General features: G+C 62.2%; 11 protein-coding genes. 7 read left to right on the top strand and 4 right to left on the bottom strand.

Annotation, left to right across the window (positions count from 1 at the left end; all coding sequences use genetic code 11):
• Positions 1–443: 443 nt before the first annotated feature.
• The 5 genes from AC1D75_RS11435 to AC1D75_RS11415 all read left to right on the top strand — a co-directional run bounded on the left by AC1D75_RS11435 (position 444) and on the right by AC1D75_RS11415 (position 6,762).
• Positions 444–2,021: an ABC transporter substrate-binding protein gene (locus tag AC1D75_RS11435; protein WP_482135043.1), complete on the top strand. Its 1,578-nt coding sequence runs from the start codon at positions 444–446 to the stop codon at positions 2,019–2,021.
• Between the two features lie 192 nt (positions 2,022–2,213).
• Positions 2,214–3,005 (top strand): SDR family oxidoreductase, encoded by a 792-nt coding sequence (locus AC1D75_RS11430; RefSeq protein WP_482143875.1) that lies wholly within the window; start codon positions 2,214–2,216, stop codon positions 3,003–3,005.
• A gap of 97 nt (positions 3,006–3,102) precedes the next feature.
• Positions 3,103–4,038: a TIGR03619 family F420-dependent LLM class oxidoreductase gene (locus AC1D75_RS11425; protein WP_495515331.1), complete on the top strand. Its 936-nt coding sequence runs from the start codon at positions 3,103–3,105 to the stop codon at positions 4,036–4,038.
• 34 nt (positions 4,039–4,072) lie between these two features.
• Positions 4,073–5,560, top strand: coding sequence for an aldehyde dehydrogenase family protein (locus tag AC1D75_RS11420; RefSeq protein ID WP_482135046.1), 1,488 nt, complete (start codon positions 4,073–4,075; stop codon positions 5,558–5,560).
• Positions 5,557–6,762: a CaiB/BaiF CoA transferase family protein gene (locus AC1D75_RS11415; RefSeq protein ID WP_495515330.1), complete on the top strand. Its 1,206-nt coding sequence runs from the start codon at positions 5,557–5,559 to the stop codon at positions 6,760–6,762. Before AC1D75_RS11420 ends, AC1D75_RS11415 begins: the two co-directional genes overlap by 4 nt.
• A 49-nt stretch (positions 6,763–6,811) precedes the next feature.
• Here the strand turns inward: AC1D75_RS11415 and AC1D75_RS11410 are convergent, their stop codons facing one another.
• The 4 genes from AC1D75_RS11410 to AC1D75_RS11395 all read right to left on the bottom strand — a co-directional run bounded on the left by AC1D75_RS11410 (position 6,812) and on the right by AC1D75_RS11395 (position 12,348).
• Positions 6,812–7,546, bottom strand: a complete 735-nt coding sequence (locus AC1D75_RS11410) for an alpha/beta fold hydrolase (RefSeq protein ID WP_482135048.1) — start codon at positions 7,544–7,546, stop codon at positions 6,812–6,814.
• A gap of 158 nt (positions 7,547–7,704) precedes the next feature.
• A complete protein-coding gene (locus AC1D75_RS11405) occupies positions 7,705–8,373 on the bottom strand; it encodes an HNH endonuclease family protein (RefSeq protein ID WP_495515329.1) in 669 nt (222 codons plus the stop codon).
• Positions 8,374–8,395: 22 nt separating this feature from the next.
• On the bottom strand, positions 8,396–10,699 hold the full coding sequence (gene recG, locus AC1D75_RS11400; RefSeq protein ID WP_495516053.1) for an ATP-dependent DNA helicase RecG: 2,304 nt from the start codon (positions 10,697–10,699) through the stop codon (positions 8,396–8,398).
• Positions 10,696–12,348: a DAK2 domain-containing protein gene (locus AC1D75_RS11395; protein ID WP_495516052.1), complete on the bottom strand. Its 1,653-nt coding sequence runs from the start codon at positions 12,346–12,348 to the stop codon at positions 10,696–10,698. The genes recG and AC1D75_RS11395 overlap by 4 nt, the downstream gene beginning before the upstream one ends.
• Positions 12,349–12,586: 238 nt before the next feature.
• On the opposite strand from AC1D75_RS11395, the gene rpmB reads away from it, so the two are divergent.
• Both rpmB and AC1D75_RS11385 read left to right on the top strand, forming a co-directional pair.
• Positions 12,587–12,778 (top strand): 50S ribosomal protein L28, encoded by a 192-nt coding sequence (gene rpmB / locus AC1D75_RS11390; RefSeq protein WP_036517975.1) that lies wholly within the window; start codon positions 12,587–12,589, stop codon positions 12,776–12,778.
• Positions 12,779–12,780: 2 nt separating this feature from the next.
• A complete protein-coding gene (locus tag AC1D75_RS11385; RefSeq protein WP_495515328.1) occupies positions 12,781–13,599 on the top strand; it encodes an enoyl-CoA hydratase/isomerase family protein in 819 nt (272 codons plus the stop codon).
• Positions 13,600–13,675 lie beyond the last annotated feature (76 nt).

The raw sequence follows: 13,675 nt of genomic DNA, 5'->3' as shown, positions 1-13,675 counted from the left end.
GTGAACACGTTTTGAATAGCCCCTTTTCGGTTTTGAGAACGGAATTTACAACATCGTTCCGCCGGCCTCAGATCCCCGAAGAACCTCGCCGGTGAATTGCGTATACTAGCCATACATTACTCGATTCGGCGTCTTATCGAAACAGTTCTGTCAACGATTTCGATCCGGAATTATCGGACGAAGCAGAAAAGGCCACCTGGTACGCCGAAGTCTCGGAAAGTTTCGACTCCGCTGTTCTTTTTTTTCGAGAGTTGTGTTCTCCTACTAGGGTCACGCGCTTGATTCGGATGGTCGGCGGAGCGCACGGTTCACAGAAGAGAACCGTTGGTTCCCAGGCCCTCCCAACGAATCGTCTGTGTGGAGACTCCGCCTCACCAGTCACACCTCACACTTTTCTCGTCCGCGGTTCCTGTGGTTTCCCAACCTTTCCCGAGAGGTCGATGATGTTCCGATCCAGATACGTTGTTACTGCAGTTGCGGCGGCATGCGCCGCCACGCTGCTCCTGAGCTCTTGCGCCGGCACGGATTCCGAGAATTCTGGCTCCGGATCGGCGGCCGACGTCGGCGATCCGGTGGCGGGCGGAACGCTGCGCACGATTCAGATGGGTGAACCGCGCAGCCTGGACCCGGCCGCCTTGTCGAACACCTGGGCGCATCAGCCGATACTCGGAAACGCCCTCTACGGAACGCTGATGATCAACAATCTCGAGACACTCGAGGTCGAATACAACATGGCAACGGGCTTCGCCACCACCGATGGCGGCAACACTTTCAACCTCACGCTGCAGCCCGGACTCACCTTCACCGACGGCACTCCGCTCGACGCCGCGGCCGTCAAGTTCAACTGGGACCGACTGCGCGACCCCAACCTGGGCTCCACCGCCGTCCGACAGGCGGCACAGGTCAGCAACTCCGAGGTGGTCGACCCCACCACACTGAAAGTGACATTGGCAGCACGCAATCCACATTTCGCGCAGGGCATCTTGACGACCGCGATGAACTGGATCGCCTCGCCGGCGGCTCTGCAGAAGGGTCGGAAGGCCTTCGACGAAAACCCAGTCGGTGCAGGCCCATTCACCCTGACCAGCTGGAGCCGCCAAAACCAGATCGAACTCGAGAAGAATCCCGACTACTGGGATGCACCCAGGCCCTATCTCGACAAGATCAACATCCGCACCGTGGCCGACACCGAGCAGCGTTTCAACGCGATATCGACAGGCGGCACCGATCTCAGCATGGAGGCCAGCTGGTCCACCCTGGACAAGGCCGAAGCCGCCGGAATCTCCACCGAGATCGTGTCCGCCGGTGGCGGTCAGCTCCTCGTCATGAACTCTGCTCGCGCGCCGTTCCAAGATGAACGGGCTCGCCGGGCAGTCGCACTCGCCCTCGATCCGGAAGTGATCAACTCAACCGTCTACTTCGGTACCGGCCAGGTTCCTCAGACACTGTTCCCTGAAGGATCCCCCTATTACGCTGATATCCCACTCAATGAGCAGAACAAAAAAGTTGCCCAGGAGCTGTTCAATGAGCTTGCAGCAGAGGGAAACCCGGTCTCCTTCTCGTTCCTCGCGTACCCCACAACGGAAACGAAAGGGGCCGGCGAATCAGTGCAGGCCCAACTGAGCGAGTTCGACAATGTCAACGTCGAGGTCGAGGTCGGCGACTACGGTGCTGTCACCGCACGGGCCGGCGCCCGCGACTTCGACATGATCGTCTCGTCCGCGGTCACCCAAGATCCGGATTACGCGTTGTGGACCGCCTTCCACGGCGACTCCCCCGGGAACTTCTCCGGCCTCGATGACCCGGAACTCAACGACGCCCTCGATGCCGGTCGCCTTGCTGAAGGGACAGACGAGCGCAAGGCGGCGTACGAAACCGTTCAGGAGCGTCTCACCACATTGGTGCCGGCATCGTGGTACATCAAGGCGGCGCCTTCGGTGATGTACGCCAAAAACGTGCACGGAGTTCAGCTGTACACCCTGGGTTCACCACTGCCCGAAAAGATCTGGATGACAAACTAGCGCCCAACGCGGCACCGACCGCTCGCCACGACATCCAACTCGGTTACTCCCGCGCATTGACACTCGACGTGGGAGTAGCCGAGTTCCGGAGAGCACCACGAAGCCTTCGTGGCGATCGAACAGCATGTCCAATCCATCAGATTCCCAGTAGTTTTCATGACACCGATGGACATCTCGAACGGAGTTCAAAGCATGGATCTATCCTCTGCGCGTCACGCATTCATAACCGGTGGCGCAAGCGGTATCGGCCTCGGAATCGCCGGTGCACTGGCCGATCGCGGCATCTCGATCACCATTGCCGACATCAACCGGAAATCGCTGGAAACGGCTATCGGATCGCGTGGGTCCGGGTTCCAGGGAGTTGCGCTCGACGTACGCGATCGCGCGGCATGGGCGGTGGCCAAGTCCAAATCCGAAGCTGCCTTCGGACCAGTCGACATCCTGGTCAACAACGCTGGAATCGGTTTCAATGGGTGCGATGTGATCGACATGGACCCGGAGACTTTCGACATGCTCATCGCCATCGATCTGACCGGAGTGTTCAACGGCGTCGCAACATTCGGCCCGGACATGCGCGCACGCGGGCGCGCACACATCGTCAACACAGCGTCGGTGATGGGGTTGCTCTCGGGCGCCCCGGGCCGGGGCGCGTACAGCGCGGCGAAGAGCGCTGTCATTGCCTTATCCGAGGCTCTGCGTACCGAAATGGCGCCGCACGGTATCGGGGTATCCGTGCTGTGCCCTGGTTTGGTGGTGTCGAACCTCGATCAGAACACGGCAAGCTTGGGTGGCCATGTCACGGATGTCGGTCACAACAAGGGAACTGGGAACAGCGCCATGGATCCGGCAACAGCGGGCGACCATGTGGCCCGAGGCATAGCGCAGAATCTGCCCTACATCATCACTCACCCGCATTACCTCGACACCATCGAGAGCCGGATGGACACCATACGCACAAGTGCCGAAGCAACAAACCAGCTTTAATGAAGTCGATCCTCCACCAGGACAGCGTGTTTCGAGCCCACAACCGAATCCGGCACACGCAGCCGCTTCGCCGGAGCCCAGACAGGAAGGTACTGCGATGAACAGCGCTGCCCGCGCGTCACACGACGGCAGCAGGTCCGGTCGGCGAAGCAACGGAACTGACGCTTTCCGGCCTGCGGTCGGACTGCACTACGGTGGCACCGACCAGTCGATGCCTCTTGTCGATCTGGCCCTGGCCGCCGAGGAGCGCGGGTTCGATTCCCTGTTCTTGCCTGAACACTCACACATTCCCAGTGCGCGCCGGTCACCGTTCCCCGGTGGCGGAGAAATGCCGGAGCGTTACTTTCGTTTGTGGGATCCGCTGGTCGGACTCGCGCAGGTGGCCGCGACAACAAATCTCGTCATCGGCACCTGCGTCGCGCTTCCCGGAGGCCATGATCCGATCTCCTATGCCAAGGCGATCGCCACGCTGGATGTGATGTCGGGGGGCCGATTCGTGATGGGTGTCGGGTTTGGTTGGAACAACGACGAATTCGAGGATCACGGCTTCGCTGCGGAGGCCAAGTACGCGGTTGTCACCGAGAAGATCGAACTCATGAAGACGCTCTGGACAGCGGACGAAGCCACTTACGCGGGTGACCATGTTCGGTTGTCGCCGAGCAGGGTGTGGCCCAAACCACTGCAAGACCCGCATCCACCGATACTGCTGGGATCGCGGGCCAGTCCCATCAACTTTCGGCGCATTGCCGAATGGGGCGACGGCTGGATCCCGATGGGTAACGATGTGGTCGACACCCTCGGAACCCAACTCCCCCAGCTGCATTCGGCGTGGAATGGAGCCGGCCGGGACCTCGCGGACCTGCAGGTGGTCGTACTCCAGAAGATCCGGCCGAGCATCGGTGAGATCATCGACCGGCTCGGAGAACTGGGCGTTCACAGAGTACTCATCGACATCCCCACAGCCGGTGCGAGCACCATACTTCCGCTCCTCGACGAGGTCGCAGAAGCGGCTGCAACACAGCTTCGACAGTGATCAACCGAATGCTCGAATCCACCCAGGAGAACGTATGACATCTCAGAACATCTCAGTTCCCGACAACCCTCAGTCGGGCACTCTCGATCGGCGCCTGCTCATCAACGGAGAGCTCGTCACGACCACGCAGACGTTTGCGTCGATCAATCCCGCTACCGGCGAGCTCCTCGGTCACGCGCCGGACGCGGGTGTCGACGAGACTGAACAAGCCATCGCTGCGGCGCGGAAGGCGTTCGAAACCACCAACTGGGCCACCGACGTCGAGTTCCGCATCACGTGCCTCGACCAGCTGCACCGAGCACTGCTCGACAACATCGAGGAATTTCGCGAATTGACGATCGCCGAAGTCGGCGCGTCCCACCTCAGTACGCTCGGTAGCCAGCTCGACACACCTGTCGGGATCGTCCGCTACTACGCCGACCTGCTGCGCACGTACCCGCTGACCGAAGAGCTCGGCGAAGTCGAGATCAAGGGACAGAAGCACAACCGCTGGATCGAGAAAGAAGCCGCCGGCGTCGTTTCGGCGATCATCGCGTACAACTACCCGAACCAGCTTGCGCTGGCCAAGGTGGTTCCTGCGCTCGCTGCCGGATGCACGGTGATCCTCAAGGGAGCTCCGGACACACCGCTCATCACGCTGGCCTTGGGCGAGCTGATCGCCGAGCACACCGATATCCCGGCAGGCGTGGTGAACGTCTTGTCCTCGACTGCGGTGGAGGTGGGTCAGATGATGACCACGCACCCTGATGTCGATGTCGTCACCTTCACCGGGTCCACACCCGTTGGCGCTCAGATCATGGCGGCAGCGAGCGCGAGTCTGAAGAAGGTGTTCTTGGAGCTGGGCGGCAAGTCGGCGCTGATTGTGCTCGAAGACGCAGACTTTGCCACGGTCGCACAATTCGCGGCGTTCACAATCTGTTCCAACGCCGGACAAGGTTGCGCGCTCACCACCCGGCTGCTCGTGCCGCGGGCCCATCACGACGAAATCGTTGCCAGGGTGGCCGGTCTGCTCGAGCATGTGCCCTACGGTGATCCGTCCGATCCGGCGACCTACATGGGCCCGCTCATCAGCGAACGCCAACGGGACAAGGTGGACGCCTTGGTCCAGCGGGCAATCGAGGCCGGCGCGACACTCGTGACCGGTGGCAAGCAGGTCAATCCCGGATACTTCTACACGCCGACACTGCTCGCGAATGTCGACCCGGACAGCGAACTCGCACAGGAAGAGGTCTTCGGCCCTGTCCTCGCAGTCATCCCGTTCGATGACGACGAGCACGCCGTGCAGATTGCCAACAATTCGAAGTACGGACTCTCGGGTGGTGTCTTGGGCGCCGACGACGACCGGGCGATAGCCATCGGCCGCCGGATCCGGACCGGGACCTTCAGCGTCAACGGCGGCAGCTACTTCTCTCCCGATGTTCCTTTCGGCGGCTACAAACAGTCCGGCATCGGCAGAGAGATGGGTACCGCCGGACTGGAAGAATTCCTGCAGATCAAAGCCTTTGCGACGGTGACCAAATGAAGCCACTCGAAGGTTTCCGTGTTCTCGAGGTAGCGATGTACGGCTTCGTTCCTTCAGCGGGCGCAGTGCTCGCCGACTGGGGGGCAGAGGTCATCAAAGTCGAACACGCGGTCACCGGAGATCCGCAGCGTGGCCTTCGTCAGATCGGACCGATGAAGGTCGAGGGTGACCCCAACCCCAATGTCGAACATGCCAATCGAGGTAAGCGCAGCATCGGCCTCGACATGGGCCGACCGGAAGGCAAGGAGGTGCTGAACGAGCTCATCCGCACCTCGGACGTGTTCCTCACCAGTTTCCTACCGCAGGCCCGGGCCAGGTTCGGAATCGACGTGGACGATGTGCGCTCCGTGAACCCGAAGATCGTCTTCGCACGGGGCAGCGCACTGGGCCCGCGAGGTGTGGAGGCAGACAAGGGCGGATACGACATGACCGCCTTCTGGGCCAGAGCCGGTGTCGCCGCCACGCTCACACCTCCAGATATGGAGGGGATGGTCTTTCCGCCGGGGCCCGCGTTCGGAGACACGATCTCGGGCACAAACCTCGCGGGCGGCGTTGCCGCAGCCCTTCTCAAACGTGAACGCACGGGTGCGACGTCCGTCGTCGACGTATCTCTCTTGAGTAGCGGCGTCTGGGCCATGGGACACGGGCTCGCATTGTCGGCACACGTCGGCGAAGCGATGGTTGCTCCTGTGCCCGGTGAGCATGGCGCCCTTACCAATCCACTGTCCGGACTGTACGCCACGGCCGATGGGCGCTACCTGACCTTCGTCATGTTGCAGCCTGCCAAATTCTGGGCCGATGTGTGCCACCATATCGACCGTCCCGATCTCGCGGACGATCCCCGCTTCGCCGACGCCGCGCTGATCGCCGCCAATACCGATGTGGCAGTGACTATTCTTCGTGAAGTCCTCGCCGGCCGAACCCTGGCAGAATGGACGGAGCGTTTCGCCACCTTGGCGGGCCCGTGGGCACCGGTGCAGGATTCGTTGCAGGTGTCCAACGACGCGCAGGTCGTGGCCAATGAATATATGCTGCCGGCGGGCGAACTGACACTGGCCGCCAACCCGGTGCAGTTCGATGTCACTGCACCCGAGCTCGGCCCCGGACCCGAGTTCGCCGCCCACACCGACGAAATTCTCGCCGAGCTGGGCTTCGATTGGGATCGCATCGTCACGCTGAAAATCGCGGGCGGAGTGACCTGACCGGCCCGCTCGACGACGACTTCGGCACGGTCGACGGCGGGCTGCCCGGTCAGTCGCGGCCCGCCTCGACGATCTTTTCCGCAAGCCGAGCAGGGGCGGTGAACATCAGTTCATGGCTCCCCGGCGTCTGCACGATCCGGCACAGGCCCAACCGGCTGGAGAACCTGGGATGCCATGCGAACTCGCCGTGAGGCATGGCGGTGTCGTCGGTGCAGTTCAAGTAAGAGGCGCGTAGTTGACCGGCCGCGATGAGTTCGTAGAACTTGCTCAGCTCGAGTTTGTCCTCCAGCATCCTGACAGGGGTCGCGCAGATGGTCTCGTAGGCTCGCAACGCGACATCACGATCGGCATCATTCAGGAATGCTTCCCGCCACACATCCCACGGAAGCATAAACATGCCGTCCACCGCGAACGCTTGAGTCATTTCTCCATAATGCGCCGGAGATTCATCGTTGATGCTATTTCCGTCCGCGAGGACGAAAGCGTTCCAATAGACAAGACGTCGAATGCGTTCGGGAATCTGTTCGGCGACCTTCGAGATGATCGTGCCGCCAAAGCTGTGTCCGAGGAGAACAAAATCTGTTAGTTCACGATCATTGATGTACTGCAGCACCGAATCAACGCCATCTGCGTGCGAAGCAGTCGATTTCTCCTCGCCGAAACCGGCGACTGTCGGAGTATGCACCCGATGCCCGGCCTTCTCCAGAAACTCCACCACTGGGGCCCAATGTTTTCCGGTATGCCACGCCCCATGTACCAGCACGAATGTGTACGACTGCGCCATTGTCTTCTCCTGAACGGTTGTTTCCGGAAGAGTAAAGCACATTTCTCTTTTGTTCCAATGAAACAATCTGTCGGCGATAGACAATTTCCTACCGATTGCATTCTGCAATTCATCTATAGCGATGCAATAAATCGGCCCCGCCCGATCACGACACCACGTCAGCAACGACGCAGTGCCGACTTCAACACCGGCACGGACAGGGCATCGAGATACAGCCCGTAGGTCCGCATCACCACCACGAACTGTGCCGCGTATTGACAGTGAAAAGACTCGTTCTCCGGCATCCACCGCGACGGCTGTTTGTCACTCTTGTCCTGATTCGCGTCGCCATCGACCGCGACCAGATTCGCCGGATCATTGGCAAAGCGTTGCCGCACTCGCGAACTCCAGTTCCGGGCACCCATATCCCAAGCAAAAGACAGCGGGACGATGTGGTCGATCTGAACCTTGGCGCCGGTCCCCTGCCCACGCCGGAAGACCACCCACCGACCGCTGTAGGGGCTACGGAACTCACCTGTGGCCACCGCCCGTGCGCAGCTGGTCAACACTGCGAAGGTCTTGTCCTGAAGATCACGGTCGAGGATGTCGTTGCGGGTGTCGCATCCGTTGCGTGAACCACCCGCATCGGTGTCGTCCGTCCAAGCGGTACCAAAGGCGCTGCGGTCGTAGTCCGGCGCATCCGGCCGGGCGGCGAGTGCCGGAATCAGCGTCAGCTCACCGAGCAGCCGCTGCGCGTCGGGTGAGATGGCGGGCGGGCGGTTGATCGCAATCCCGACACCGGCGACCACAACAGCCGAGGCAGCGAAAACAATCAGTAACGCCCACACCCGGGCCGAGAGTTGCCCTCCGCTAGGACTTGTCCAAAAACGCCAGCCGGACCGGCCCCAGAATCGAATCGACAAGCGCTGCCATCGGTTTGTGCTCGACCAGGGTGAGGTCCGAGCTGACCACCTCGTCGGCCAGGGCCCTCGTGTCATCGATGAGGTCACCGTCGGTGAGGAGCGAGAGGAAGCGGAGCGAGGAGGTCTGACCGGACTGGAGCGAGCCAAGCAGATCACCTTCCCTTCGCTGAGCCAGATCCACGAGCGACAATTCGAACCCGTCATTGGACGCCGCGACAGCACGCAAACGTTCCATGGCCGGCGACATATCTGCCGCACCGGTCATCAACAGACACAGGCCGGGCAACCCACCACGACCGACACGACCACGGAGCTGATGCAGCTGGCTCACGCCGAACCGTTCGGCATCGACGATCACCATGGTGGTGGCGTTGGGGACGTCGACACCGACTTCGATCACGGTGGTCGAGACCAGGATGTCGATATTGCCTGCCGTGAAGTCGGCCATCACCTGAGCTTTGTCATCGGCGTGAAGCCGCCCGTGCAGCAATTCGATTCGATACTTGCCCAGTGGACCCGTCGACAACGTGTTGAACATGTCGACCGCTGCGATGGCCGGCTCGCCACCCGCCTCACTCGATTTCTGCGCCGACTTCTGGCCGGCGGCGGTCCCGTCATCGCCGATCCGCGCACACACCACATAGACCTGGCGGCCGGCCTGCACTTCCTCGTCGACACGTTCCCACGCCCGCTGTACCCACTTCGGGTTGCCCTTGGGCACCACGCTGGTGGTGATCGGCTGACGACCCCGCGGCAGTTCCCTCAGCGTGGAGGTCTCGAGATCACCGAACACGGTCATCGCGACCGTGCGCGGAATCGGGGTCGCGGTCATCACCAACAGATGCGGAACGATGTGGTCGCGGCCCCGCGATCGGAGCGTATCCCGTTGTTCCACACCAAATCTGTGCTGTTCGTCGACGACAACAAACCCCAGGTTGAAGAAGTCGACATGCTCTTGCAGCAGGGCGTGGGTGCCGATGAGGATGCCCACCTGGCCGGTGACCGTCTCGAGGAGTGCGGTGCGTTTGGCCGCGGTCTTCATCGAGCCGGTGATGAGAGCGATGCGGGTGGCGCCCTCCTCCCCTTCGAGTTGACCCTCTTTGGCCAATCCACCGAGCATGTTTTCCAGCGTCCGGAAGTGCTGCGCGGCAAGAACTTCGGTAGGTGCGAGCAGCGCGCACTGGTACCCGTTGTCGATCACCCGGAGCATGCTGAGCAATGCCACCAGGGTCTTACCCGATCCGACCTCGCCCTGCAGCAGTCGACTCATCGGCGCGACCTTGGTCAGTCCCTCGGACTCCGGACGTGCCATATCTGCGGTGATCTCGTCGATGACCTCGTTCTGTCCGTCGGTGAGAGTGAACGGAAGACGTTTGAGAAACCGGTCTTCGAGCCCTCCGTCCACGTGGGGGCAGGAGGGGCCTTCCGCGCCGCGATCCACATATCTGCGCTGCGCCAGCGCCAGTTGGAGGGCCAGCGCTTCGTCGAACTTCAGGCGCGCCGATGCCTGGTCGATGTCGTTCTGCCCTTCGGGGATGTGGATCTTGCGCAGCGCCTCGTCGGCACCGATCAGTCCGCGGGCCTTGCGCTCGTCGTCGGGCAAGGAATCCTCGATCGGATCGAGATAACCCAGTACCGCGCGCACGCACTGCCAGATCGTCCAGGCCTGCAGCTTGGCAGTGGCCCGGTACACCGGTATGACGTCGCGCAGGAACTCGGAGAAATCGATTGTGCCGTCGACTTTTTCACCGCTACCGGCATCGGTCGCCAATGCCTTCGCGATGCCCTGCATCAGGGCGGAACCCACCGCGTCGTCTGCTTCGATCGACGTACCGTCTTCCGGCAGCTTCAGCCAGTTGGGGTGGGTGAGCTGCAACTCTTTGTTGAAGTACTTCACCTCGCCCGCCATCATCACGCGGGAACCCTTCGGGAGTTTCGACGCGATCCACGGCGAGTTGAAGAACGTCACCGAGATACGGAAATTCCCGTCGAAGACAACAAGTTTGGTCATCTTGCGGCGCGAGTTCCGGATCGGAATGGTTTTGCTGTCCTCGACACGGGCGACCACCGTCAGACGTTCCCCCGGCTCGGGTTTACGTTCGCCGGACAGATCTCCCTGTTTGACGTAGCGATCCGGCACATACCGCAACAACTCGCCGACGGTGTTCACGTTGATCTGCTCGGCCAGCAGATCGGCAGCCTTCGCTCCCAATACGACATCGAGCGACTCCGACAATGCCACCACTGCTATTCGACTCCCACCTGAAGCAGTTCGCCCACCTGCCCACCCGGAAAGCTCACGAACTCGACTCCGGGGTGCACGGTGTTCACATGATGCTCGAGCTGCTCGAGCACCTCGGGATCGAGATTACGCCCGGCGAGCACACTGACCATCTCACCACCGGTACTCAGCAGGAGATCGATCAAACCGGCAGCCGCGCCGATGATCTCGGGATGGATCACGAGCACGCCATCGCCGATGAGACCCAGGTGGTCGCCGGGTTCGCAGGTTCCGGCAAATGTCAGGGTTCGTTCGGTGGCCGTGACCACGGCGCCAAATCGGGTGGCAGCGGCGGCATCGGCCATCGCGTACGCGTCGTCGTCGGCCAATTCGCCGGGATCATGCACGGCCATCGCCGCCAGGCTCTGCACCATCGAACCGCCGGGCAAGATCACCACAGACCGTTCCCGGGAGCGCGCAGCCGCAGCCACGGCAACCAGGTCCTGGGCCGGTAGCGCTCCGTTACCCATCAAGATCACGTGCGCACTGTCGACGTCGATGATCGCCTTCGCGAGCACCTCGGCATCCAACTCGCCCTCGCCACCGGTGTCGGCCCGGACAACCACGGCTCCTTCTTGCTCGAACAGCTCCGCGGCCTCGTCGCCGGTGACAACCGCGACGACCGCACGCCTGCGACGCGGTGGACGCGAGGCCTTGTCCTCTTGTCCCCGGTGGGCATCGAGCAGGAAACAGCTGATCCTGATGTCACTCACGCGGCCGAGGGCCACGCCCGCTTCGACCGCAGCACCGGGCTGGCAAGTGTGGACGTGGATGGAAAAACGCTCGCCCGCACCGTCGTCGGCACTGTCGCCGACGATCACCACGGCATCGCCGATGTCGCCGAGTTTGGTGCGCAGTGTCGAGATCTGGTCGGCGGCGGCACCGTTGAGCAGGTACATCACCTCGAAGTCCATCTCGTCGTCGCTGTCGCACGACTCTCCGATCTGGTGCCCGATCCAATCCCCACCACCGACCAACGCTCCCTGGTACCGACGGCGCCGAGTCGACACACCGGTCAGCACCTTGACGAGCTCGTCGAAGATCACCAGAAGTCCCCGACCACCGGCATCCACCACTCCGGCCTGGGCCAGGACGTCCAACTGCGTTTGGGTGAGTTCGAGGTCGTCGGCACAACCGTCGGCGATGGCGCGGGCCAGGTCGGCAGGGGTGGCCTCGGCTTGCTCGGCAGCGTTCTCCGCCGACCGGCGCAGCAACGTCAGCACTGTGCCCTCACGAGGTTCGCTCACGGCCCTGGTCGCGGCCAGCGACCCCAGTCTCAGGCCGGCAACCCACAGTTTGTTGAAGGAGACCCGGCCCCCGATGGCATTGATCTCGGCGGCATCGGCCAATCCGACCAGAACCTGCGACAGGATGATTCCGGAGTTACCCCGGGCCTTTGCCACAGCGCCCTCGGCCATGGCCCGGGCAACCGTCGGGGTGTCGGCATCGTCGTCGAGTGCATCGACGGCCTCAGCGGCCGCTTTCATGGTGTGCAGCATGTTGCTGCCGGTGTCGGAGTCCGGAATCGGGAAGACGTTGAGGTCGTTGATCTCGGCACGCACCAGATCGAGGCTGGTCACGGCACCGTGAATCCAATCCCGCAACACCCCTGGGTCCATTGCAGGGGCCCCGACCGGATCCACCACGTGCCGCACCTCCTTCTTGTGGTCTGACACACAGACTAATCTGAGAGACCGACACGGTCGTTCGGCGACCACTCTGGCCAGGGGTTTGACCACCATTTGGATCACAGGCCCGGTGACAGCTATCCTTGCAGGGTTGCCCATTGGGCGTCGGCACCCGTGTCGACAACTCTGGGCCGATGACCACCTAATTTCTCATTGAAGGAGTTCGACGATGGCTGCCGTCTGCGACGTATGCGCCAAGGGCCCCGGCTTCGGTAAGTCGGTCTCGCACTCACACCGGCGTACAAACCGGCGCTGGAATCCCAACATCCAGTCCGTGCGTGCGCAGGTTGCCCCCGGAAACCGCAAGCGGATCAATGTTTGCACCTCTTGCCTAAAGGCCGGCAAAGTCGTTCGGGGCTGAGTGTGACCGAGTTGCGGTCCACTCCGACCGATTCCGACTCAGTTCAACTCACCGATGGCGTGCTCCGCATTGCCATCGCCTCAGACAAGGCCGGTAACTCGCTGGACCGGGTCTACTTCGATCGTGGCGCTGTTGCGCTGCGTCAGTTGGCCCGCGGCGAGATCAAGGCGGGTGCGGTGCTGCTCGTCGGTACCGGAGCGAATTTCTGCGCGGGCGGCAACGTCCGTGACTTCGCTTCTGCCGACGATCGTGCCGAGTTCCTGGCCGGACTGGCCGGAGACTTCCATGACTTCATCCGCGCGCTGAATTCTGCGAATGTACCGATCGTTGCTGCTGTGCACGGCTGGGCTGCAGGTGCCGGAATGAGCATCGTCACGCACTGTGACGTTGCCATCGCCGGTACCTCGACGAAGCTCCGTCCGGCATACCTCGGCATCGGACTGACCCCCGACGGCGGCCTCACCTGGACGCTGCCCCGGGTCGTCGGTGCCGCACGTGCACGCGACATCATCTTGACCAACCGCGCGGTCGACGCCGCCGAGGCACTCGACCTCGGCCTGATCTCGCGTGTGGTCGAAGACGATCAGGTACTGGTCACCGCCGAGGCTGCTGCAGCCTCGATCGCGGCAGGCCCGTGGCGCACGCTCACGGCCACTCGCAAGCTCCTGAACGCATCGGCGACCCGCTCGCTCACCGAGCAGCTCGACGCCGAAGCAGAGTCGATCGCTGCACTGTCCGCATTGCCGGACGGTATCGAGGGAGTCAACGCGTTCGTCGGCAAGACCAAGCCGGACTACGCGTCGGTCAACGCCAACAGCTGAGTCCTCTTGACCTGAAGCACATTCACACCTGAAAATGGCCACCTGCTTTCCGCGGGTGGCCATTTTTTGTATTCAG

Source organism: Williamsia sp. Y712, from assembly GCF_059445525.1.
The sequence above is the reverse complement of the archived record's forward strand: the minus strand, read 5'-3'. Positions and strand labels throughout refer to the sequence as shown.

What these genes read in the sequence shown, in the direction of transcription:
- AC1D75_RS11435 (WP_482135043.1), top strand. Translation starts at nt 444, where the DNA reads ATGTTCCGATCCAGATACGTTGTTACTGCAGTTGCGGCGGCATGCGCC.
- AC1D75_RS11430 (WP_482143875.1), top strand. Translation starts at nt 2,214, where the DNA reads ATGGATCTATCCTCTGCGCGTCACGCATTCATAACCGGTGGCGCAAGC.
- AC1D75_RS11425 (WP_495515331.1), top strand. Translation starts at nt 3,103, where the DNA reads ATGAACAGCGCTGCCCGCGCGTCACACGACGGCAGCAGGTCCGGTCGG.
- AC1D75_RS11420 (WP_482135046.1), top strand. Translation starts at nt 4,073, where the DNA reads ATGACATCTCAGAACATCTCAGTTCCCGACAACCCTCAGTCGGGCACT.
- AC1D75_RS11415 (WP_495515330.1), top strand. Translation starts at nt 5,557, where the DNA reads ATGAAGCCACTCGAAGGTTTCCGTGTTCTCGAGGTAGCGATGTACGGC.
- AC1D75_RS11410 (WP_482135048.1), bottom strand. Translation starts at nt 7,546, where the DNA reads ATGGCGCAGTCGTACACATTCGTGCTGGTACATGGGGCGTGGCATACC.
- AC1D75_RS11395 (WP_495516052.1), bottom strand. Translation starts at nt 12,348, where the DNA reads ATGGACCCAGGGGTGTTGCGGGATTGGATTCACGGTGCCGTGACCAGC.
- rpmB (WP_036517975.1), top strand. Translation starts at nt 12,587, where the DNA reads ATGGCTGCCGTCTGCGACGTATGCGCCAAGGGCCCCGGCTTCGGTAAG.